Here is a 21842-nt window from a genome sequence, read left to right as displayed (position 1 = left end):
CACGAAAGTCTCCACTATTCCTAAACTATGAAAAAGATAACAGAAGTTACAAATTATTAATATTTCTCATTCACCTGTAATTCTTTACTATACTTTTGAATAAAAATTGATGAAATAACCATTATCATCCCTACACTACAACCAATAAGCTGATCTAATAGTATTTCATCATGAATGAACCAACGCAGTAAAAATACGCTACTAAAAATAAACATCATAGTAAACCCAGTATGTCTAAGCCCTTTATATACATTTTCCATATGTATCACCTCTCCACATACCTTTATCCATATTATACCATAAACAAAAAAACCTCTATATAGAGGTTTTTAGCTTTGCAAAAACGCCTGTAAATCCGCAAATTGTCTCTTTGCATCTTCATAGCCTTGTTCATATAAACTTTGTAATTTCGCCTTATCTTTTTCCATACGATCTACTTGAAGCGGCAATTCTGGTCGGATGACAAATAAATTACCATCTTGCTCTTCTTTTTCAATGTAGTGAAGTGTTTCATTATACACTTCATAACGATTTAACATCGTGTTAACAAGGTTCGGATATTTTTTATAAGCTTTCGCTGCCACCCATCCGAACTTTGATTTTTTCTTCGCGTAACCATGATTTCTCGTTAAAATAACGACTGACTTTTTAAATCCATCTTCCTGTGCTTTACGAACTGGGATCGGATCAGAAATCCCGCCATCTAACAATTGTTTACCACGGTAATTTACTACTGGTGCAATGAAAGGCAACGAACTAGAAGCTTGTAATAAATTTAGTGCATCATCATTCGTTCCCTCTTTTTCAAAATAAACAGACTGTCCTGTTTCACAATCTGTTGTTCCTATAAGGAAACGCTCTGGGCTATTAAAATATGTTTCAAAATCAAATGGGACATGTTTTTCTGGAATTTCATGAAAAATGAAATCCATATCAAATAACTGACGTTTTCTCCATAAGTTTTTATACGATAAATATTTCGGATGCGATGCATAATCAATATTTACTGTCTTATTTCTATTTCTTTGCCTGGAAAGATACGACGCTGCATGACAAGCACCAGCTGATACACCGATTACATATGGAAAATATAAATCTTGTTCCATAAAGTATTCTAGTATCCCGCCCGTATATACACCACGCATACCGCCGCCTTCTAATACTAACCCTGTATTTTCAAGCATGTTACTCTCTCCTCTTTATATATATTGACTCTTTAATTATTCACTATGTTAAGTATCTTTTTCTATTATATATGAGTTCTTTTAGAAATTATATTCAAAAGGCTTGAAAAAAATATTTTTCGTCCACAGTCTTATACATGATAAAAACACGCACAAGGCAAAATAGAGACTACTAAAAAAGATAGCCTCTATTTTAAACTCTTTGATCCGCCACAATATGAATATCGATATACTTCGTTTCCCTCATAATTTCATTTACAATCGAACCTTTTCGTATTTCTTCCCAACGCGTTCTTGCCGATTGTCCGAGTAAAATTTGCGTTACTTGTAATCTTCTCGCGACTTCAATAATAACATCCGCTGGCTTCCTTCCTTTCGATTCTTCTAATACAAAACTTGCATCAAATTGATTCGTTAGCGACTTCCACTCTTCAATTGTTTGCTTCTTACTAGCTGAAAGAGAATCTATATTTTCTCTTTCAACGTTTAATACATACAATTCGGCGTTTAACCGATCAGCCATGCGCCATCCCCGTCTTATTAATTTCTCTGCTGTTGAACTGTATTGTACACAAACGAGAATTTTTTCTTTCATCCCAATTGGTTCTATAACGGTTTGGCTAATTTTCTCATCCATATCATCGGCAACTTCACGAAGCGATAATTCCCTTAGTGCTCCTAAATTATTAAGAGTGAAGAAATTTTGTAAGCTTTGCTGAATTTTTTCTTCCTTATATATCTTTCCATCTATTAATCTCTTCCGAAGTACCTCAGGCGTTGCATCAACAAGCTGAATTTCATTTGCTTTTTGCAAAATAAAATCTGGAATACGTTCTCGTACTTTTACATTTGTAATTTGAGCTACAATATCATGCACACTTTCTAAATGTTGAATGTTAAACGCTGATAATACAGATATTCCACAATCTAACAATTCCTGCACATCCATATAACGTTTCTTATTTTTCGACCCCGGAATATTACTATGTGCAAGTTCATCCACAACAACAATTTGCGGCGCACGCTTTATAATTCCTTCTACATCGAGTTCATAAAATACTTTTCCTTTATACTCTATTTCTTTTAAAGGAACTTTTTCTAAATCAGCAATCGCTTCTTCCGTCTCTTTTCTTCCATGTGTTTCAATTAAACCAATTACAATATCAATTCCATCTTTTTTCATTTCTCTTGCATCAAAGAGCATTTTATAACTTTTCCCTACTCCAGGAGCAGCCCCTACGTATAGCTTTAACTTCCCACGATTTTGCTGCCGAATATATTCTAAATATTCCTCTGGCGTTCGCCTTTGAAAAGTCGGTTTATAGTCATCCGCATACAACACACACACAACCTTTCTTTCGAAACAACGCTACCTCAATCTGTTAGATTGAGGTAGCTCTGTTACTATTTCATTAATTTCTGTAATTCTAAATTTAACTTTAAGACATTTACACGATCTTCTCCAAATAAACCAAGTGCAGCACCTTCTGTTTGCTCCTTAATCAATTGATTTAGTGTTTCTTTCGGAATATTCGTTAATTTCGAGATGCGATCTACCTGCACAGAAGCCGCCTTCGGACTAATATCAGGATCAAGCCCTGAACCTGAATTTGTCACTAAATCAATCGGTACTTCTGTAACTGGAACGCTCGGATTTTGTTTCTTCCACTCTTCAATACTTTTCTCTACTCGTTTCTCTAAATCTGGATTAGACGGTGCATAGTTATTTGAACCAGACGCTTCTGCTTTATATTCAATACTAGAAACACGCCCATGAAAATAGCGTGGATCTGTGAAATTTTGACCGATTAATTTAGAGCCAATCACTTCATTTTTATCATTATATATTAGACTTCCATCCGCATTATCCTTCATTACTGCTTGTGCAATCCCAGTAACAATAAGCGGATATACAAGTCCGCACAACACTAAAAATGTAAAAGTAATACGGATGATTGGTGATAGTATACTTTGTTTCTTCGCCATCTTTTTCCCCTCTTCCTTATATGAACAAGCCGACAATTATATCAATTACTTTAATTCCAATGAACGGAACGATCACGCCGCCAAGCCCATAAATGAGTAAGTTTCGGCTAAGTAGTGCATTCGAACTCATCGGTTTATATGCAATACCCTTCATTGCTAGCGGAATAAGTAACGGAATAATAACAGCGTTAAATATTAATGCTGATAAAATTGCTGAAAGCGGTGATGTTAATTTCATAATGTTTAATGCTTCCATTTGCGGAATTGCCAGTGTAAACATCGCTGGAATAATTGCAAAATATTTCGCAATATCATTCACAATACTAAACGTCGTTAATGCACCACGCGTCATTAACAATTGCTTACCAATTCCTACAACCTCAATAATTTTCGTTGGATTCGAATCTAAATCAATCATATTCGCTGCTTCTTTCGCAGCTGTCGTCCCACTATTCATCGCTAACCCAACGTCCGCCTGCGCTAATGCTGGTGCATCATTTGTACCATCACCTGTCATCGCTACAAGTTTCCCTTTATCTTGCTCTGCTTTAATAACCGCAATTTTATCCTCTGGTTTACACTCGGCAACGAATTCATCTACCCCTGCTTCTTTTGCAATCGTTGCTGCTGTTAACGGATTATCACCTGTACACATAACCGTTTTAATCCCCATTTGGCGCAACTGTTCAAAACGCTCACGCATACCAGGTTTTACTGTATCCTTTAAATAAATTAAACCGTAAATACGATTACCTACTGCAACTACAAGTGGTGTCCCGCCCTCTTTTGAAATGAAATCTGCTTTTTGATTTACATCTTTCGGAATCGTTCCGCCTTGTGATCTAACCCATTCAATCACGCTACCTACAGCACCTTTTCTCACTTTCGTTCCGTCCTGTAAATCAACACCACTCATTCTCGTTTCTGCTTTAAATGGAACAAACTCACCTTGTTCTGCAAGTTCTCTATTATATGATATAGATTTTGCTTGCACATACTCGATAACAGATCGACCTTCTGGCGTTTCATCTAAAACAGAACTAATAGCAGCCCATTTTCCTACTTGCTCAATCGTTTCATTCCCTACAGGAAGCAATGTATGTGCCATCCGGTTCCCGAACGTAATCGTACCTGTTTTATCTAAAATAATTGTATTAATATCACCAGCAGCTTCTACTGCTTTACCTGACATTGCTAACACATTAAACTTTGTCACACGGTCCATCCCAGCAATACCAATCGCTGATAATAATCCGCCGATTGTCGTTGGAATTAAACAAACTAACAATGCAACAAGTACAGCTGTATCAATTTGAAATCCTAAATAATTTGTAAAAATCGGCAGCGTCACAACAACGATTAAGAAAATAAGCGTTAAACTCGTTAATACTGTATTTAAAGCAATCTCATTCGGTGTTTTTTGACGGGCAGCTCCTTCTACTAAAGAAATCATTTTATCAATAAATGATTCGCCAGGATTACTTGTAATGACAATTGTAATTTCATCACTTACGACCATCGTTCCGCCTGTTACGGAACAAAAATCACCGCCCGCTTCTTTTATTACAGGAGCTGATTCCCCTGTAATTGCAGATTCATCGACAGACGCTAATCCTTTAATAACTTCCCCATCATTTGGAATCATTTCACCTTGCTTTACAATAACAACGTCACCTTTTCTTAGGTCAGTTGCTGAAACTTGAACAATGTCTCCATTTTCTTTTACAACATTTGCAAACACATCTTTCTTCGATTGTTTTAAAGAATCAGCTTGTGCTTTACCACGACCTTCAGCTAACGCTTCTGCAAAGTTCGCAAATAAAACTGTAAATAATAGAATGAGAGAAACTGTTATATTAAACCATCCTGGTACACTACTAGAACTACTTGGAAGAAAGGATAAAATTAACGTAATGATAAATCCAATTTCCACAACGAACATAATCGGATTTTTTATCATTACTTTCGGATTCAATTTCGCAAAGGATTGTTTCATCGCATGTTTGACGATATCACGATCCATCGTTTTCGCTTGTCTAACCTCATCTTCTACAGCATGTACTTGTGGTTCGTTCACTCTTTTTTCTTTTACTACTACCGGTCTCATCATTTACCCTCCATTACTTCAATGTAAGAAATTCTGCCATTGGGCCAAGTACTAACATCGGGAAGAATGTTAACGCTCCAACAATTACAATCGTTCCGATGAAAATCCCTCCAAACAAACCATTATCTGTACGGAACGTTCCAACTGTTTCTGGCACTACCGTTTTTTCTTTCAGCGAAGATGCCACAGCTAGCATCGTAATTAAACTGAAATAGCGTCCTAAAAACATAACTAAACCAGTCGTAATATTCCAAAATGGTGTATTATCTGCTAAACCTTCAAATCCAGATCCGTTATTCGCAGCTGACGATGTGTATTCATATACAACTTGCGTTAAACCGTGGAAACCTGAATGAGAAACGGCATCCGTTCCTAAATTTGTTGAAAGAGCTAATGCCGAAAATCCTAAAATAAGCAATGGATGAAATAATATCGTTACCGCGATTAATTTCATTTCCTTACCTTCAATTTTCTTACCTAAAAACTCTGGTGTTCGTCCTACCATTAACCCAGATATAAAGACCGCAATAATCGCATACATAATAATGTTCACAAAGCCTGCTCCAACACCGCCGTATACTGTATTTAACATCATATTTACGAGTGGAACTAACCCGCCAATTGGTGTTAACGTATCATGCATCGTATTCACCGCTCCGGTTTCAGCAGCTGTCGTTACTGTTGCGTATAGTGAAGAAAATACTGTCCCAAATCGGACCTCTTTTCCTTCTGTACTTCCTTGTACATGTTCGATACCCATTCCATTTAACGCTGGATTCCCATTTAATTCAGATGTAGTAATCGTTATAAACCCTAATAAAAACACCATAAATAGTGAAACGAAAAGGATACGACCTTGTTTTTTATTTCCTACCATTCGTCCGTACGTAAATGGAAGTGCTGTTGGCAATAACATCATAAGCATCATTTGCAAAATATTACTCATTTGTCCTGGATTTTCGAAAGGATGTGTAGAATTTGCCCCGAAAAATCCACCGCCGTTATTTCCAAGTTCCTTAATGGCAACGAATGAGGCAACTGGACCACGTAAAATACTTTGCTTCGCACCATCAATTGTTTGTGCTGTAACCGCCCCATCTAACGTTTGCGGTACACCAAGTGCAACAAAGACTAGTGCTGCAATAAATGCGATAGGAAGAAACACTCTCGTTAATGCTCTCGTAAAATCAACGAAAAAGTTACCGAGTTCTTTTCCAGCAAGCCCTCTTATAAATGCCATAACAAGCGCTAACGTCGTTGCTGGTGCCGCAAACATTAAAAACGTAATCCCAATTAATTGCGATAAATAAGATAAACCATTTTCACCGCTGTAATGTTGTAAGTTTGTATCAGCCATAAAACTAATCGCTGTATTAAAAGCGAGCGTAGGCTCCATCCCTTCAATATGCGCTGGATTTAGTGGCAATACCCCTTGTAATCTAAAAATGAAATATACAACAACAATCATAAATCCATTTAATAAAACTAATGATAATGCGTACTGTTTCCACGTTTGATTGTATGCTTTTACACCCGTAATTTTAAAAATAAGTTTTTCAAAAGGCCCGAATACTTTATCTAGCGTCTTACTCCCCTGAAAAGCTTTTTCTAAATAAATCCCCGTTGGCTTTGCTACTAAAATAAACAAGAGCATCGTAATAACGACTGCAATCCAAATCATAATGAATGATTCCCCCTAATTAAAACTTCTCTGGATTTAATAATGCATATACTAAATACACCGTAATCGCTGCGACAATAACTGATAAGGCAATCATCATGATTGCTTTCCTTCCTTCACAACTTTATCTGACCAACTTGCAAGACTCACCATCGATGCAACTAATAGAATAAACGTCCCGATCATTACAACATCTAACATAGCTACCCCTCACTTTTTTGTTAAAATTTACCATTGAAATATTAAAAAAGAACACTGAGCTCTACTCAGTGTTCAAAAAATGAACAACACAAAGTAAACCTCCTCTCTAAACGCTTACGAGGTTAGCTGTCGGATTCGGGCCTAAAGAGTAGCCCTACTTTCAAAACTGAAAGATTCACCCCAAGTGACGATGCACAAAATTGGTTCCCCCGCTCCATTTCTGGAACTCAGCGATTTTAGGTTTTTTTGGAAATTTTATGAATGATTTATGAGAGTAAATATACTCCTCTATATTTCACTTGTAAAGAGCTAAATTAACTAAAATAAGAAAATATTTTATCGTTTAAACGCTTACATTTAGTGTTATTAATATTTTTTCATCTGTTTTCTTGTCTTTTCTTTCTTTTTCGTAGAAATTATCTTTTTAATATGCAAAAGAAGGGCGAATGTATATAAGCGCCCACCTTAGGTCCACTTAACATTCGCTCTCTATTTCATTCAAAATTTATTCACCTCGTAAAAAAGCACGTAAATTTCTCCCTCGAATATAAACTTGTACCAATTCGGCATGTAACTGCTCATATTCGGTAATATCCGCCTCTAAATACAAAACATCTTTTGATGGTAATATAATATATGGACCTGGAAAAAGAGGATCAATCTGGATCAATTTTTCAACTCTCTCTATCGATACCGCCCAACGATTCGCTATATCTCCTAGTAACAACACCTTCATATTCACTCTCCTCCGCCCTATTCAAAAAATAAAAAAGAAATGTTATCACAATTCGTAAACACGACGAATTTAGCTCCAATCGTTTCATAGAGCCTCGCTGGATATCGTTTATTTCTTGTAACAACAGTAATAGGTGCTTGAAAAGAAAAGCGAATGTGTTCTGTAAAGAAACTAATGATTGGAAGCTCATCCCCTAGTAAAATCACCTTCTTAATACACTCACAAATACTAGTAAAATCCTGCTCCTTACTACAACTATACGTCCAATCAAACCCACAATTCCTCACTTCAACCGCTATCTCTTCATTTGCTGTAAAAATAATTAACTCATGTTGAAATGCTACTAAATCTATTAAACTATTTACCTTGCTTTCTTCTCCAACACAAATAAGTGTTAGTTCCATGTACCTCATCCTCCTTAGCATAAAAGAACTCCAACATAAATTGATATTCCCCTATACTAATCAGATCGATGAAGTGATGTATCCATCATGGCACCGTCCTCTCTCAAGACGCTTACGAAGTTAGCTGTCGGATTCGGACTTTGAGAGTAGCCCTACTTTCAAAACTGAAAGATTCACCCCAAGTGACACTGCACAAATTGGTTCCTCCGCTCCATACATTTGGACTCAGCGTTTACAAAAAAATGTATTCTGGCTGATATATTACTCTTGTATTTGGAAAAAGTAAACAGGAGAAATCTCCTCAAAATCAAGTTTTTTATTGTTAAACATTATAAATATTTACACTCAATAGGAATTTTCATTAATCGTATTGTAATAATACTAAGTAAAGAAATGATTAAAAATTAAAGATGAAATGAGGATGGTATATGACCGAGGATAAAAAGAAAAATTTTATTCAAATAATAACTATTCTAGGCAATTCGTCACTAATAATTCTAGCGATTTTAGTTACTATTCCTAGTTATACTGAATTCCGTACTACATTAGAAATCATTTTTTTAATTTCTTGTTTGTTATTAATTTATAGTAAACACTTAAGTAATAATAAGAAAGCTATGATTCCCTATGTTATATTTTTCATATTAATATCATCACACCTTTTATATACTTTACTCATCTAAAGGACACATGTAAGCCAATCATATTTGCTAACATATATTAAAAATCATTAATAACCCGTGGGGATATAGCCCCACGGGTTAAATTTTCACTATGCTTGTGTCTTATTCAATTTATACGCAAAATGATTCGTCGGTCCATGACCACTGCCAATATTCAATGGCTCTTCAATTGCTATACTAATAAATCGTTTTGCCTCTTGAACTGCCTCTTCGATTGAATATCCTTTCGCAAGTCCTGCTGTAACTGCTGAAGCAAATGTACACCCGCTTCCGTGCGTTTGTTTCGAAGGAATTCGTTCACTTCTAAATTCAATAAACTCTTCTCCATCAAAAAGTAAATCAATTACTTCATTACCTTGATATTCTGCATGTCCGCCCTTCATAAGCACATATTTAGCACCTAATTCATGCAATACTTTTGCAGCTTCCTTACTATCTTCAATATTACGAATCTCCATCCCAGTTAACACTTCTGCTTCCGGAACATTCGGTGTTACAACCGTTGCTACTGGTAATAAGTATTCTTTTAATGCTTGCACTGCTTCTTGTTGTAATAATGACGCACCGCCCTTAGCAATCATAACAGGGTCTAGCACAATATTATTCCAGCCAAATTTCTTAATCTGCTCTGCCACAATTTGAATAATTTCACTACTAAACAACATTCCTAGTTTCACAGCATCTGGTGTTAAATCCGTACCAATTGAATTCAGCTGTTCCGTAATACCTTCTAACGGAACAGGATATACCCCTTGCACACCAAGCGTGTTTTGAGCAGTAATTGCCGTAATAGCTGTCATTCCATACACACCAAGCTCTTGGAATGTTTTTAAATCTGCTTGAATTCCAGCACCGCCGCCACTATCAGACCCTGCAATTGTTAAAGCTTTATTTACTTTCATCCCACTCATCCTTTTCTATCCAAAATAGCGATGATAAATCGTTTTTGCTTCACTTATATCTTTCGTTCCATGTACGAGTACACGTCCATCTTTAAAGGCAACCAATCTCTTCTCTTCAATAGAAAATGATAGTAAATATGGATTTACATTTAAATCTGTCACGCGACCTTTCAGCAACCCTTTATATTGTTCAAAATTCATTTCCTCTTTATAAGGTGGCCTAATTTGAACTGTATTTCTCCCGCATAAAACTGCTGTTTTCGATGTATTTTCTTTATTTAAATACGGATATAATGCATTCTCTCCGCACGAAGGACAATTATGCTTACGAAGCTTTTGTACATTCATACATGAATATTCATTCTTCCACACATCAAACGATACAAGTCCATCCCGGAGTGACTCATAATCTTCTACTAGCAGTTTAAGCGCTTCTGTTACTTGATGAGAAACGACAAGAGATACAGCAGGCGATATAATACCCGCTGTATCACATGTTGCTCCGCCAAGCGGAATCGATTGTAATAAACATGATAAACATGGCGTTTTACTAGGAAGAATGGTGTAAGAAAGGCCGTAACTCCCCACACATGCCCCGTAAATCCATGGAATAGAATATTTTTGTGCTATATCATTTACAATGAAACGCGTTTCGAAATTATCAGTTGCATCAATAATTACATCAACGTTTGTAACAAGCTCTTCTAATTCCTCAGCTGTTACATCTTGAACGAGAGCTTCTACTCTTACTTCACTATTAATCACTTCTAGACGCTTCTTTGCTGCTACAGCCTTCGGAAGGTTATTCTCTACATCACTCTCTGCGTACAATTGCTGCCTTTGTAAATTACTCCAATCAACATAATCCCGGTCAACAATCGTTACTGTACCAACGCCTGCTCTTACGAACATTTCTGCATTTGCACTACCTAGTGCGCCTGCACCGATAATGAGTACATGCTTTTCTCTTATTTTTTGTTGTCCTTCTTCTCCAATTGGAGAAAATAGTTCTTGGCGAGAATATCGATTATTCAACTACGCTCATTCCTTCTAAAGGACTACTTGCAGTTGCACAACGCTTACGTGCAATACGACCTGCTTCAAATCCTAAACGTCCTGCTTCAATACTTAATTTCATTGCCTGTGCCATTTTAATAGGGTCTTTTGCACCAGACACTGCTGTATTTAATAACACGCCATCTGCTCCTAATTCCATTGCAAATGCCGCATCAGCTGGGCTACCGATACCTGCATCAACGATAACTGGTACTGTCGCTTGTTCAATAATGAAACTTAAATTTAACGGATTTACAATACCAAGCCCTGAACCAATTGGAGATGCTCCTGGCATAATCGCGTGCACGCCAAGTTCTTGTAATTTACGTGCTAATACAACATCATCCGATGTGTACGGAAGTACGATAAACCCTTCTTCTAGTAACATTTCAGATGCTCTCAATGTTTCTACCGGATCAGGTAATAACGTTCTATCATCACCAATAACTTCAACTTTGATCATATCGCAAAGCCCTGAAGCTTTTGCTAATTTTGCAATACGAACAGCTTCTTCAGCATTTTTTGCTCCAGCTGTATTCGGTAATAACGTATATTTTTTTACATCAAGTTTCTCTAATAAATTAGGCTGTTTTGCATCAAATATATCCATGCGGCGTACTGCGAACGTTAAAACCTCAGCCTCAGATACATCAATTGCTTTTTGCTGTACATCAAAATCAGGGAATTTTCCTGTTCCTAATAAAAGTCTAGAATGAAATGAAAATGGTCCAATGTTTAACATAATCAACCGCCTCCTACGAAAGTTACAATCTCAATTTGGTCTCCATCAAAAACAGATGTATCTTTATGATCATCTTTTTGTAAAATATCTTTATTACGCTCTACTACAACAATTCTGTTATCTAACTCTAAATGTGTAAGTAACTCAGCTACTGTTTTCACACTCGCTGGCACTTCCATTTGGTTACCATTAATTTTTAAATTCAAACTTCCATCCCCTTTCTAAACCATTTTAGAAAGCAATGAATCTAGCAAGTGATTCTCCTGCTTTCCTTCTATTAAATCAGCCATATACTGACCAGAAACAGGGCTTAATAAAATACCGTTTCGATAATGCCCAGTACAAGCATATAAACCTTTTATTTCTTCATGCTCTCCCATATAAGGAGCTTCATGATTCGATTGTGGCCTTAATCCAGCCCATGTGCTTTCCCACTCTGCCTCTTTTAAAGCCGGTAATATTGTATAAGCACGCTCTAATATAGAAGTAATACTTTCTGGCTGTACAGTTTTATTGAACGTATGAGGCTTCATCGTTGCCCCAATTACGTAACGCCCACCGCGCTTTGGTGCAATGTAAAATCTTTCTTGGAAAATAGGTGCCTTTAAAAGTGGTTTTCTGCTTCTTACTGCAACCACTTCTCCTTTAACTGGATATGTACCCCAATCACGGTGAAAATGGCCTAGTAGCTTCGTGCTCCATGAACCTCCTGCAATAACGACTTTCTCACACGCGATAATACCTTCGCTTGTAACAATTCCAGTCACTTTATTATTTTCAATACGAATATCAAATACCTCTGTCTGTTCATATATATCGGCACCGGAAATGGCTGCAGACTGTGCGAGTGCTTTCGTAAGCTCTGGTGCAATAACGTGACCATCTTTCGGATAATATACCGCTCCGATAATTGATTCGGATAGAAACGGCTCTTTTTCTCGTAAATGGTCTCCTGTTAGAAAATAGGAATCTTCACCTGTTTTTTGCTGCCAATCCATAATGTGAAGAATTCTTTCCTTCTCCCCTTCATTTTGAGCAATGCGATATATTCCTTTTTCCTCATATCCAATATCAATACCCGTCTTTTCACGTAAAACTGTTGCAAGTTTTGGGAATATAGCACGGCTTTCTCTAGCAAGTTCAAATAGCGGGTCATACGCATCCCATTCTGCCTGAACACCGAGCAGGCCAGCAGCAGCTTTCGAGGCTTCCGAGGCAATTCTCTGCTTCTCTATAATTGCTACTTTATGTCCTCTTTCTGCTAGAAAATGTGCAACTGAACTACCAATTACACCACCGCCAATAATCGCTACATCATACTTCTCACACATGTTTCCCCGCCCACTTTCTTATTGATTCCTTATAAGATTTCGCTCTGCTATACGGGTTACTATTACTTACAATTCCAGACATAACAGCAATTCCACTTACTTCACTTGCAAGAACATCCCTTGTATTTTCAGGAGTAATTCCTCCAATAGCTATAATCGGTATCGATAAGCTCTTTGCAATGTCCGAAATTTCCTCTAACCCTCTCGCTGGCACACCTTTTTTGCAATCTGTTGGGAATACATGGCCATAAACGAGCGAATTAGCCCCATTCTTAAAAGCCTCTATCGCTTCTTCTAAAGAATGTACGGAATAACCAACATGCAAATACGAAAACTTTTCTTTCACTGACCTTACATCTGTGCTTCGATACCCTAGCTGTACACGCGGGATATTTAATAAAACAGCAATATCAATTCGGTCATTTATAACAAGTTTAGATGCCGGAAAGCCTTTTTTTAAAAGGCTTTCCACCCCTTCATATAATTCCTTTGTACTTTTCTCACGCTCACGAATATGCAAATAATCAATCTCACTCTCAATTTGCATCGCTACATTCACTAACTCTTCGAACGGCATATGGCCATTTGAGATTACGTGAAGCTCATTTTTCATATTCATTCGCCTACTTTAAAATATTTTCGAATAGCTCATCGGCTGGAACGATTTCTTTCGTCATTCCTTTGTCTTTCAACCATTTACTTTGTTTCTCCCAAGACTCTTTTGAATCTGATAAGAATGGCTCATCTTTCGTTTCCATCTTCTCTAATAAAATTTTCATACTTTCTTTTTCAACTTCTGGCACAAGCGGGAAGTTTTCTTTTTCTTGATGATCTAATAAAATATTTAATGCTTCATCAGGGTTTTTCTTCATAAAGTCATACCCCTTTTTCGCCCCGCGTAAAAAGGCTTGCAGAGCTTCTTTATCTTTTTCCAATGTTTTGTCACCTGTTACAAACACAAGCTCATGATAATTCGGTACGCCGTAATCAGCTGGATTAAAGTACGCTGGTTCATGACCTTCATGACGCATAACAGGTACTTCATGGTTAATGTATGCCCCTGTTACAGCATCTACTTTTTTCGTAATTAATGCTGGCACTAAATCAAAGCCTACATCAACTACTTTCACTGTATCTGGATTACCACCATCTTCTTTTACCATCGTTTTTAAATATGCTTCACTTAAAGGCGTTCCAGAGTAACCTACTGTTTTGCCTTCTAAATCTTTCGGTGATTGAATGCCTGCTGATTTCAGCGATACAACATGATTTAACGGTGAACGTACGACAGCTCCAATTGATTTCACTGGAATTTGTTCATTTGCTCTAGCCATGACAACATCTGGCTGATAATATAAGCCCACTGTTACTTTTCCTGCAGCCGCCAACGTTAATGGATCAGTCGGATTAGAAGGGAATTTAATATTTACCTTTACTCCTTCTTCTTTAAAGTATCCTTTTTCAATTGCTGCATAAATAAAGCTATGCACCGCATTTGGGTACCAATCAAGCATGACCGTTATTTCTTTCTCTTTTTTCCCCTTGTCTGATGCTGAATTACTTGAACATCCAGCAATCATTGCAACTAATAATGTAAACACAATGATGCGTTTTAAAAATTTCATGAATGCTTCCTCCAACTAATGAATTTCTTTTCTAACATAGAAATAAGTATGACGAAAAAAATAGCTAATAATGATAGCAATACAATTGGTGCAAATACCCCCGCACCATCTAACTGCGTCATCATCCTTTTACTGAAATATCCAAGCCCAGCTTGTGCACCGAGCCATTCCCCAATTGCTGCTCCAATCACACTAAGTGGGACTGCAATTTTTAAAGCCGAGAAAAAATAAGGAAGAGCAGATGGCAACTTTAACTTAAGAAAAACGTCTTTTTTCGTTGCTCCATATGTAACTAAGAGCTCCTCCCATTCTTTTTTCGTACTACGCAGTCCATCATACGTATTGACCGCAATCGGGAAAAACGTAATTAAAACTGTAACAACGACCTTACTCCAGATTGTGTATCCAAACCATAAAACGAAGAGCGGAGCAAGCGCGGTAATCGGGATCGTTTGTGAGGCAACTAATAATGGATAAAAAGCTCTTTCCATCCATGTACTCGCATTCATTAACATTGCTAGCCCCACACCTAATACGACAGAAATAACAACACCTATTAAAACGACGTATAACGTTGCCGGCAAATGAACCGTAAATAATATATCTTTTAGTTTCCATATCTTCATTACGATTGCAGACGGTGACGGTAAAATGTACATCTCATCTACAATTCTTGCGCCTATTTCCCACATAACAAGTAAAATACTAGAAAGTGTAATGGCAGGAACTAATTCTTTCAATCGGTTCATCATACAAGTACCTGCCTTTGTAACATACTAAGAAGTTCCTCTTTCAGCGCTAACACGTCCGGTTTATATAAATCCTTTCGTGTTCTGTTATGGCCAAGTGGCACAATTCGCTCAGTCAAAGTCGTTATCGGTTGCTGTTCCACTACTAAAATTCGATTCGAAAGGAACAATGCTTCTTCAACATCATGAGTAATGAATAAAATTGTTTTTTCCCACTCTTTCCATTGTTCAAACAACCATTCTTGCAAAGAAGCCTTCGTTAAAGCATCTAACGCGCTAAACGGTTCATCTAATAACAATATCTCTCCGCCTGTTAACAATGTTCGAATAAAAGATACACGCTGTCTCATACCTCCAGATAAATCTTTCGGATATTTTTTCTCGTATCCTTGTAAACCAAATTTATGCAACAGTTCCTTTGCTTTCACTTGCGCTTCTTTCTTCTGCACACCTTGGCACTCTAGCGGCAGGGCCGCATTTTCAATAATCGTTCTCCATGGCAGGAGCATATCTTTTTGGGGCATATACCCTACAGGATGACTCTTTGTTTCTGTCAGCTCTATCTTTCCAGCGCTTGCTTCTTCTAAGCCTGTTATAAGGCGAAATAAAGTACTTTTCCCACAACCACTTGGTCCGATAATACTGACAAATTCTTTATCTTGTATAGAAGCATTTAATTCACTGATGATTGGTTTCTCATCATAATGAAAAGAAACATTATGAAACTGTAGTATGTTCTTGCTCCTCAAATCCCCACATCTCCTTACGATAGGACATATCCCAGAATAAATATTCAAATCGGCTGGAATATAAGAAAATCTCCTCTAATCGTTCTAACTCTTTCTCTGACTTTCCAACTGCCATTTCATTTAATAAATCAATTAACCAAACACAAAGATTACCGTATTCTTCAGAACTATATCCTTGAATCCATTCGCCAAAGAACTCATGATCTCTTGCTCCCGGAATATCATTTAAACGCTTTCCAATTTCCCAGTAACTCCACATACACGGAAGAAGTGCTGCGATTAATTCTGCAAGTGTGCCATTTTGAGATACTGACATCATATAGTTTGTATAAGCTAAATTTTTAGCAGATGGTTTTGCAGATTCCATTTCTTCTACAGAAATACCCAGTCGTTTTGCATATTGTTTATGAATCGTCATTTCTCCATTTAATATTCCATCAATTTGTTCAGCAAATTTCCCCATTATTTGTGGGTTCGTTGCCTTTACAACACCAATTGCATATAGCTTTGCATAATCTAATAGATATAAATAATCTTGAATAATATAATACTGAAATCTATCTTTTTCTAACGTACCATCCCCCATACCTACTACAAACGGATGATTATGACTTTTCTCCCAAACAGGTTGCACAGTTTCTAATAATCTATCGCAAAACTTCATTTCTATTTCCCCCTTCAATATATATATCTAAATAAAAAACCACTTCTATATAAGAAGTGGTTACAGCAAATAAAATTATACATTTATTCGTTGTTCCACTTCCCTTCGCTAGTATTACCTAGATCAGGTCTGTAAGGGTTAAGGATTAGTCCTCTCTCAGCACATCAAGCACCCCTAGTGGTTTCAATATGAAATTTTTAAATAAAAAAGCCCCGTTTCTATACGCAAAGAAACGGGGACTCATAGTTAGTGTCCGAATTGCTTCCCTACGCTAGCATAATCTAGATCAGGTAATGAAAAGGATCAAAGGCTTACGGCCTACTCTCAGCTGGCAACACCAGCTCTCCTAGCAAACTATAAAATTATCACTGTCAGTATAACACCGTAATAAGACATCATCAACTGTTTTAATTTTCTCAATTGTCAACAAAATCATCAAGCTATACAATAATTATATTCCATTTTAGAAAATGATATCCTAATTAATTGGATTAAAAAGAATCATTATCCTCAAAAAATTTATTTTTATATTGATTTCATATTACATTTATGTGAATACCCCCACTATATTATATCTTTATACTATAATAAAATTACAACTATACAACTAGAGGAGGTCTCTATTATATGAATATGAAAGCTACTGCTTTAACAGCAACTACTGTCGCAATTGCTTCTTTACTACCTTCTATGGGCGAAACAAATGTACAAAAAGCAAACGCTGAACAATTATCTAATGTTAAAACTGGATATGTCAAAGTCGACCAAGCAACTTTACATAAAGAAGACAATACAAATAGCACATCTATTGATACGATCCGCTTTAATACGAAAGTGAATATACTTGAAACAACGAATGATTGGTATAAAGTATCTGTTAATAATAAAGTAGGTTACGTACAAAAAGATGCTATTCTACTAAAAAACAAACTTCAATCTAATAATCAATACATCGTCAATGCTAATGCATTAAACGTTCGCTCTGAACCTAATTTAGAGTCTTCAATTTTAGATGTATTACCAAACGGTAAGTTCATTACCATTCAAGAAGAACAAGGCGAATGGTATAAAATTTTACATAATGGTCAAACAGGTTATGTACAAAAAGCATTCATATCTAATGGTTCACAGCCTTTAGTAAAAGGAACTACAGTTCAAAATAATACGAAGTACACAGTTGCAACACCAAAACTTAATGTACGTAGTAATGCTAGTACAAGTAGTGCTCTACTTGGTTCATTACAAAATGGTACACAAGTACAAGTAGTAGAAACTGTAGGAACTTGGTATAAAATTCGTTTTGGTACAGGATACGGATATGTGGCAAAACACTATATAGTACAAAATCAACCGCAATCACAAGCTCAAACAGCTCAATCTTCTTCAATTCCAGCTGCTTTCAAATTTCCTACTCAAGGAAAAGTTAGCTCAACCTTTGATATGCGCTGGGAACAAATGCATTATGGTATAGATATTGCAGCACAAGGTAACGTCTCTATTCAAGCTGCTGCTGCAGGTAAAGTTGTGAAATCTTATTATTCAGCTAGTTATGGTAATGTCGTGTTCATCTCCCATCAAATAAACGATAAATTATATACAACCGTTTATGCTCATATGAAAGACCGCACTGTACAAGTTGGTGATCAAGTACAAACTGGGCAATTAGTAGGTCATATGGGAAACACAGGTCATTCATACGGACAACATCTCCACTTTGAGCTACACAATGGAGAATGGAATTTTGAAAAAACAAATGCAGTAAATCCACTGCCATATTTAGTTAGGTAAATTGTATGCCACGCAATATACCTCTCTTAATTGAATACTTAGCCTTTTTAGGTTTAATTTTTTGTTTAATCATTTATAATACGAACACTGTATTTTTATCTATTATCATTGCCTTTGTTGCTTTAGAAATTATGATGGAATCATTTCAAGTGCAACTAAAACTAAAAATTGCCCATATCTATAATGCTATTTTTCTATTAAGTGCCCTTATAACAAATGTTATTAGTAATGGTTTTTATGTATCTACCGTACTTCCTGTATTCTTTATGGCTATTTTATTATTCATAGCTAGATACGTGAATGTCCCTAATAATAAAAAACATGAACAAGAGGCTTAGAAAAAGGAGACACTGTGTACCAATCTTTCAAAGATACTCCAATGAAATATATATTGAATTTATATGAAAAAACAAATACTTTTTTTGGTATACAAGGAAGTTATACTGCACAATTTCTCCTTTATGGAATGTTATTTCTCATCTTAATTACTTTCTCCTTGTTTTACTAGCAAAAAAGGATCTCACATAAATTTGAGATCCTTTTTAATTTATATTAAATTTTCATATAAACAGTACTGTTTATCCACAAGCATATTTTTCATAAATAAAACTCAGATTATATTTTTTCTCTAAGCTCATTCTTTGTTCATCGTCGCACCAATAGAATAAAATATCATGAATCGTTGCATAACGCTTATTTTTAAGAAATAGTTTAAAGAATGATGGTAAACAATCATGTAATTGTATAAAGATATAATTGCGTAATATTTCTTCCTTATATTCAATGCCCTTACAAATATACAGTAATTCTTCACAATAATATGCATGCTGTGGAACTTGAATCATTTCGAAAAAAGGCACATAAGAAAGTAACTTTCCAATAAAATGACCATAACGATCCATTACCCCTATCGTCATATGTTCCATCATTTCTTTCATTACATATAAATAATCATCTACATGTGTTGTCTTTAGTGGGTCTAATCGATCGGAAATTTGAGAAAGTACAGCTCTTTGACAAGCTAAAACCGCTTGACTCGGTCCATAATATGATAAAAAGTCTGTACACTTACGATATTTTCGTAATAAGTCATGTGTATATAAATCATACACAAAAGTATTACAATACATCGCTAGACTCATCATATCACTATTTAATTGCTCTTTTGACAGTAACTTCGCTCTCTTGCACATATAAAAGAATGTAAATTCCAATACTTCTTTATGGGATAATAGATGTTTACAATCTGTGATACATTTCTCATTAAATTTAACTCTATCCCAAATTTCTGCATCCTCATCTCTTAATTCACCAATACGATATTTAATAATTAAGTAGTTTAAAGCAACCACTTGCGTCAAAAGGTCCCATGTTTCATATTCTAATGACGTTTGGACAAACTCATCTAGCCCTTGTGTTTTCATAAAAGTATTTGCCTCTTCATACCAACCAATCTCTTGGCATAGACGTAGAATACGTACTAAAGTTGGGATTTCATCTTTATGAAACTGCGGTAGATTTTTCACTTTATTTATTCCGTATACGATAAACGCCGCTACATTTTCTTCTTTATAAAATTCTTTTTCTTTCCACACTAATATAGTACGCTCGTTCCCTTCACCTTTTGGATGACAAGGTACAAGCAAAGAAAATAATTCAGCGAAATTAGTTGGTTCTATATATGTATCTGTAACCAAATTCCAATTCGGATCACCCTGTACAGCCCTCATATAATTCTCCTTCCCTTTTTATCCCGCTATTTGCGGGCAGTAAGACTCCCACCTCAAAATTCAGCGAATGCGAGGAAATTAGGTGGGAGATAACTGCACGTAAAAGCCCGACTCTTTCAACTAATAATCAGTTGGATGATGAATCCCTCCCCTGCTGATTAAAGTTTCACTTTATCTACATAAGAAATATTAATTCATTGTTACATCAATAATGATAAATATTGTTATATTCAAAATCTATCATAATGCTTATATCTATCAGTATATCATTTTTTCTCTTATTAAAAATTAGGAATGACAAATGTTACAAAACTGTCGAAAATATGAACTGTATACCTATTATATAATGCCCTAGATACATCACGCTAACATATTAGTTTAGTCTATATACTAGAATGATGTATCTGTTCTTCATACGTAATTTATCTTACTATTTGCGGGCAGTAGACTTCCATTTATTAAGGTTTTATCTTTATTCTGTATGTCCCGATATTTCGCCTAAAGCAAATCCCGCTTGATCATCTGTCGATTCTCTTATAGCTAAGTCACCTAATGCTAACATCCCAACTAATTGACCGCTTTCAACTACTGGTAATCGTCTAATTTGATACTGTGCCATTAATTCTGTAGCCTTTTCAATCGCATCATCTGGAGAAACTGAAACAATGTTTGTTGTCATGACATTTGTAATTTTATTAGATCCAGGATGTTTCTCAGCAATCCCTCGAACAACTAAATCGCGATCAGTAACAAGCCCAACAACTTGTTCATTTTCAACAACAGGAATCAATCCAACCGATTCTTCTTTCATCTTTACAGCGGCCTCATATACATTATCTAGCGGTGTACAATGTACAATATGAGTACTCATAAGTTCTCGAACTCGTGTCATTTTTATCTCCTCCTTTTAATACATACCATAGCTTTTCCTAAATCCCTTTATTTATTTCAGAAAAAGAAGATGATAAAAGAGGATTAAACATAATAAAAAAGAGTCAGCATATTGCTGACTCTTTTTTTATGACCCGTACGGGATTCGAACCCGTGTTACCGCCGTGAAAGGGCGGTGTCTTAACCACTTGACCAACGGGCCATGGCTCCGCAGGTAGGACTCGAACCTACGACCGATCGGTTAACAGCCGATAGCTCTACCACTGAGCTACTGCGGAATATATATGGTGGGCCTAAATGGACTCGAACCATCGACCTCACGCTTATCAGGCGTGCGCTCTAACCAGCTGAGCTATAGGCCCATATACTTTACAGGGGCAGTAGGAATCGAACCCACACTGGAGGTTTTGGAGACCTCAGTTCTACCTTTAAACTATGCCCCTAAATGATGCCGGCTAGAGGACTTGAACCCCCAACCTACTGATTACAAGTCAGTTGCTCTACCAATTGAGCTAAGCCGGCATAAAAAAAATGGTGGCTCGGGACGGAATCGAACCGCCGACACGAGGATTTTCAGTCCTCTGCTCTACCGACTGAGCTACCGAGCCAACATAAATGGCGGTCCCGACCGGG

At 36.3% G+C, this 21842-nt stretch carries 24 protein-coding genes, 6 tRNA genes and 4 riboswitches; of the genes, 2 read left to right on the top strand and 28 right to left on the bottom strand.

Annotation, left to right across the window (positions count from 1 at the left end):
- Window positions 1-56: 56 nt before the first annotated feature.
- The 20 genes from COE49_RS24710 to tenA all read right to left on the bottom strand — a co-directional run bounded on the left by COE49_RS24710 (window position 57) and on the right by tenA (window position 16800).
- Window positions 57-260: a hypothetical protein gene (locus COE49_RS24710; protein ID WP_088232370.1), complete on the bottom strand. Its 204-nt coding sequence runs from the start codon at window positions 258-260 to the stop codon at window positions 57-59.
- A gap of 69 nt (window positions 261-329) precedes the next feature.
- The gene (locus COE49_RS24705) at window positions 330-1184 is read right to left on the bottom strand and encodes a patatin-like phospholipase family protein (RefSeq protein ID WP_088232369.1); all 855 of its coding nucleotides are present in this window, start codon (window positions 1182-1184) and stop codon (window positions 330-332) included.
- A gap of 193 nt (window positions 1185-1377) precedes the next feature.
- The gene (gene kdpDN / locus COE49_RS24700; RefSeq protein ID WP_098946138.1) at window positions 1378-2532 is read right to left on the bottom strand and encodes a KdpD-like non-kinase potassium sensor; all 1155 of its coding nucleotides are present in this window, start codon (window positions 2530-2532) and stop codon (window positions 1378-1380) included.
- 56 nt (window positions 2533-2588) lie between these two features.
- The gene (kdpC, locus tag COE49_RS24695; protein ID WP_088232367.1) at window positions 2589-3170 is read right to left on the bottom strand and encodes a K(+)-transporting ATPase subunit C; all 582 of its coding nucleotides are present in this window, start codon (window positions 3168-3170) and stop codon (window positions 2589-2591) included.
- A 16-nt stretch (window positions 3171-3186) separates the two neighbouring features.
- On the bottom strand, window positions 3187-5277 hold the full coding sequence (kdpB, locus tag COE49_RS24690; protein WP_141556642.1) for a potassium-transporting ATPase subunit KdpB: 2091 nt from the start codon (window positions 5275-5277) through the stop codon (window positions 3187-3189).
- Window positions 5278-5290: 13 nt separating this feature from the next.
- Window positions 5291-6958, bottom strand: coding sequence for a potassium-transporting ATPase subunit KdpA (kdpA, locus tag COE49_RS24685; protein ID WP_088232365.1), 1668 nt, complete (start codon window positions 6956-6958; stop codon window positions 5291-5293).
- A gap of 19 nt (window positions 6959-6977) precedes the next feature.
- A complete protein-coding gene (kdpF, locus tag COE49_RS24680; RefSeq protein WP_000972378.1) occupies window positions 6978-7058 on the bottom strand; it encodes a K(+)-transporting ATPase subunit F in 81 nt (26 codons plus the stop codon).
- The gene (locus COE49_RS24675) at window positions 7055-7159 is read right to left on the bottom strand and encodes a hypothetical protein (protein WP_097905551.1); all 105 of its coding nucleotides are present in this window, start codon (window positions 7157-7159) and stop codon (window positions 7055-7057) included. Before COE49_RS24675 ends, kdpF begins: the two co-directional genes overlap by 4 nt.
- Before the next feature lie 97 nt (window positions 7160-7256).
- A riboswitch (cyclic di-AMP (ydaO/yuaA leader) is annotated at window positions 7257-7402 on the bottom strand.
- 262 nt (window positions 7403-7664) lie between these two features.
- Window positions 7665-7895: a hypothetical protein gene (locus COE49_RS24665; protein WP_098840750.1), complete on the bottom strand. Its 231-nt coding sequence runs from the start codon at window positions 7893-7895 to the stop codon at window positions 7665-7667.
- 17 nt (window positions 7896-7912) lie between these two features.
- Window positions 7913-8299 (bottom strand): hypothetical protein, encoded by a 387-nt coding sequence (locus tag COE49_RS24660; protein WP_098252363.1) that lies wholly within the window; start codon window positions 8297-8299, stop codon window positions 7913-7915.
- A 93-nt stretch (window positions 8300-8392) separates the two neighbouring features.
- A riboswitch (cyclic di-AMP (ydaO/yuaA leader) is annotated at window positions 8393-8540 on the bottom strand.
- Window positions 8541-9071: 531 nt separating this feature from the next.
- Window positions 9072-9893: a bifunctional hydroxymethylpyrimidine kinase/phosphomethylpyrimidine kinase gene (thiD, locus tag COE49_RS24650; protein WP_098252364.1), complete on the bottom strand. Its 822-nt coding sequence runs from the start codon at window positions 9891-9893 to the stop codon at window positions 9072-9074.
- 6 nt (window positions 9894-9899) lie between these two features.
- A complete protein-coding gene (gene thiF, locus COE49_RS24645) occupies window positions 9900-10919 on the bottom strand; it encodes a thiazole biosynthesis adenylyltransferase ThiF (protein ID WP_088232360.1) in 1020 nt (339 codons plus the stop codon).
- The gene (gene thiG, locus COE49_RS24640) at window positions 10912-11682 is read right to left on the bottom strand and encodes a thiazole synthase (protein ID WP_088232359.1); all 771 of its coding nucleotides are present in this window, start codon (window positions 11680-11682) and stop codon (window positions 10912-10914) included. Before thiG ends, thiF begins: the two co-directional genes overlap by 8 nt.
- Window positions 11683-11684: 2 nt before the next feature.
- Window positions 11685-11888 carry a sulfur carrier protein ThiS gene (gene thiS, locus COE49_RS24635; RefSeq protein ID WP_088232358.1) on the bottom strand — a complete coding sequence of 68 codons (204 nt, stop codon included), beginning with the start codon at window positions 11886-11888 and terminating at the stop codon, window positions 11685-11687.
- A 15-nt stretch (window positions 11889-11903) separates the two neighbouring features.
- Window positions 11904-13013, bottom strand: coding sequence for a glycine oxidase ThiO (gene thiO, locus COE49_RS24630; protein ID WP_088232357.1), 1110 nt, complete (start codon window positions 13011-13013; stop codon window positions 11904-11906).
- Window positions 13006-13626, bottom strand: a complete 621-nt coding sequence (gene tenI, locus COE49_RS24625; RefSeq protein WP_088232356.1) for a thiazole tautomerase TenI — start codon at window positions 13624-13626, stop codon at window positions 13006-13008. The genes thiO and tenI overlap by 8 nt, the downstream gene beginning before the upstream one ends.
- Window positions 13627-13636: 10 nt before the next feature.
- Window positions 13637-14638 (bottom strand): ABC transporter substrate-binding protein, encoded by a 1002-nt coding sequence (locus COE49_RS24620; RefSeq protein ID WP_088232355.1) that lies wholly within the window; start codon window positions 14636-14638, stop codon window positions 13637-13639.
- On the bottom strand, window positions 14635-15387 hold the full coding sequence (locus tag COE49_RS24615) for an ABC transporter permease (RefSeq protein WP_088232483.1): 753 nt from the start codon (window positions 15385-15387) through the stop codon (window positions 14635-14637). Before COE49_RS24615 ends, COE49_RS24620 begins: the two co-directional genes overlap by 4 nt.
- The gene (locus tag COE49_RS24610) at window positions 15387-16136 is read right to left on the bottom strand and encodes an ABC transporter ATP-binding protein (RefSeq protein ID WP_088232354.1); all 750 of its coding nucleotides are present in this window, start codon (window positions 16134-16136) and stop codon (window positions 15387-15389) included. Before COE49_RS24610 ends, COE49_RS24615 begins: the two co-directional genes overlap by 1 nt.
- Entirely contained in the window at window positions 16105-16800 is a 696-nt protein-coding gene (gene tenA, locus COE49_RS24605) for a thiaminase II (protein WP_088232353.1), read from the bottom strand. The genes COE49_RS24610 and tenA overlap by 32 nt, the downstream gene beginning before the upstream one ends.
- 83 nt (window positions 16801-16883) lie before the next feature.
- Window positions 16884-16986: riboswitch (TPP riboswitch) on the bottom strand.
- A 60-nt stretch (window positions 16987-17046) separates the two neighbouring features.
- Window positions 17047-17158: riboswitch (TPP riboswitch) on the bottom strand.
- Window positions 17159-17427: 269 nt separating this feature from the next.
- Here tenA and COE49_RS24600 point away from each other — a divergent pair.
- Window positions 17428-18588, top strand: a complete 1161-nt coding sequence (locus COE49_RS24600; RefSeq protein WP_088232352.1) for an SH3 domain-containing protein — start codon at window positions 17428-17430, stop codon at window positions 18586-18588.
- A gap of 5 nt (window positions 18589-18593) precedes the next feature.
- Window positions 18594-18926 carry a hypothetical protein gene (locus tag COE49_RS24595; protein ID WP_088232351.1) on the top strand — a complete coding sequence of 111 codons (333 nt, stop codon included), beginning with the start codon at window positions 18594-18596 and terminating at the stop codon, window positions 18924-18926.
- Window positions 18927-19166: 240 nt separating this feature from the next.
- Here the strand turns inward: COE49_RS24595 and COE49_RS24585 are convergent, their stop codons facing one another.
- From COE49_RS24585 to COE49_RS24550, 8 genes are all read right to left on the bottom strand, one after another.
- Window positions 19167-20318: a DUF3965 domain-containing protein gene (locus COE49_RS24585; RefSeq protein WP_088232349.1), complete on the bottom strand. Its 1152-nt coding sequence runs from the start codon at window positions 20316-20318 to the stop codon at window positions 19167-19169.
- 472 nt (window positions 20319-20790) lie between these two features.
- A complete protein-coding gene (locus tag COE49_RS24580; RefSeq protein ID WP_088232348.1) occupies window positions 20791-21210 on the bottom strand; it encodes a CBS domain-containing protein in 420 nt (139 codons plus the stop codon).
- Between the two features lie 129 nt (window positions 21211-21339).
- Window positions 21340-21411 (bottom strand) — tRNA-Glu (locus COE49_RS24575).
- Between the two features lies 1 nt (window position 21412).
- A tRNA-Asn gene (locus COE49_RS24570) sits at window positions 21413-21487 on the bottom strand.
- Window positions 21488-21494: 7 nt separating this feature from the next.
- Window positions 21495-21571: transfer RNA gene (locus tag COE49_RS24565), tRNA-Ile, on the bottom strand.
- Window positions 21572-21581: 10 nt separating this feature from the next.
- Window positions 21582-21652: transfer RNA gene (locus COE49_RS24560), tRNA-Trp, on the bottom strand.
- A 6-nt stretch (window positions 21653-21658) separates the two neighbouring features.
- Window positions 21659-21731: transfer RNA gene (locus COE49_RS24555), tRNA-Thr, on the bottom strand.
- Window positions 21732-21741: 10 nt separating this feature from the next.
- Window positions 21742-21817: transfer RNA gene (locus COE49_RS24550), tRNA-Phe, on the bottom strand.
- Window positions 21818-21842 lie beyond the last annotated feature (25 nt).

Source organism: Bacillus sp. AFS029637, assembly GCF_002584985.1.
Classification (GTDB): domain Bacteria; phylum Bacillota; class Bacilli; order Bacillales; family Bacillaceae_G; genus Bacillus_A.
Note: the sequence above shows the minus strand (reverse complement) of the source record. Positions and strands in the feature narration are given on the sequence as shown.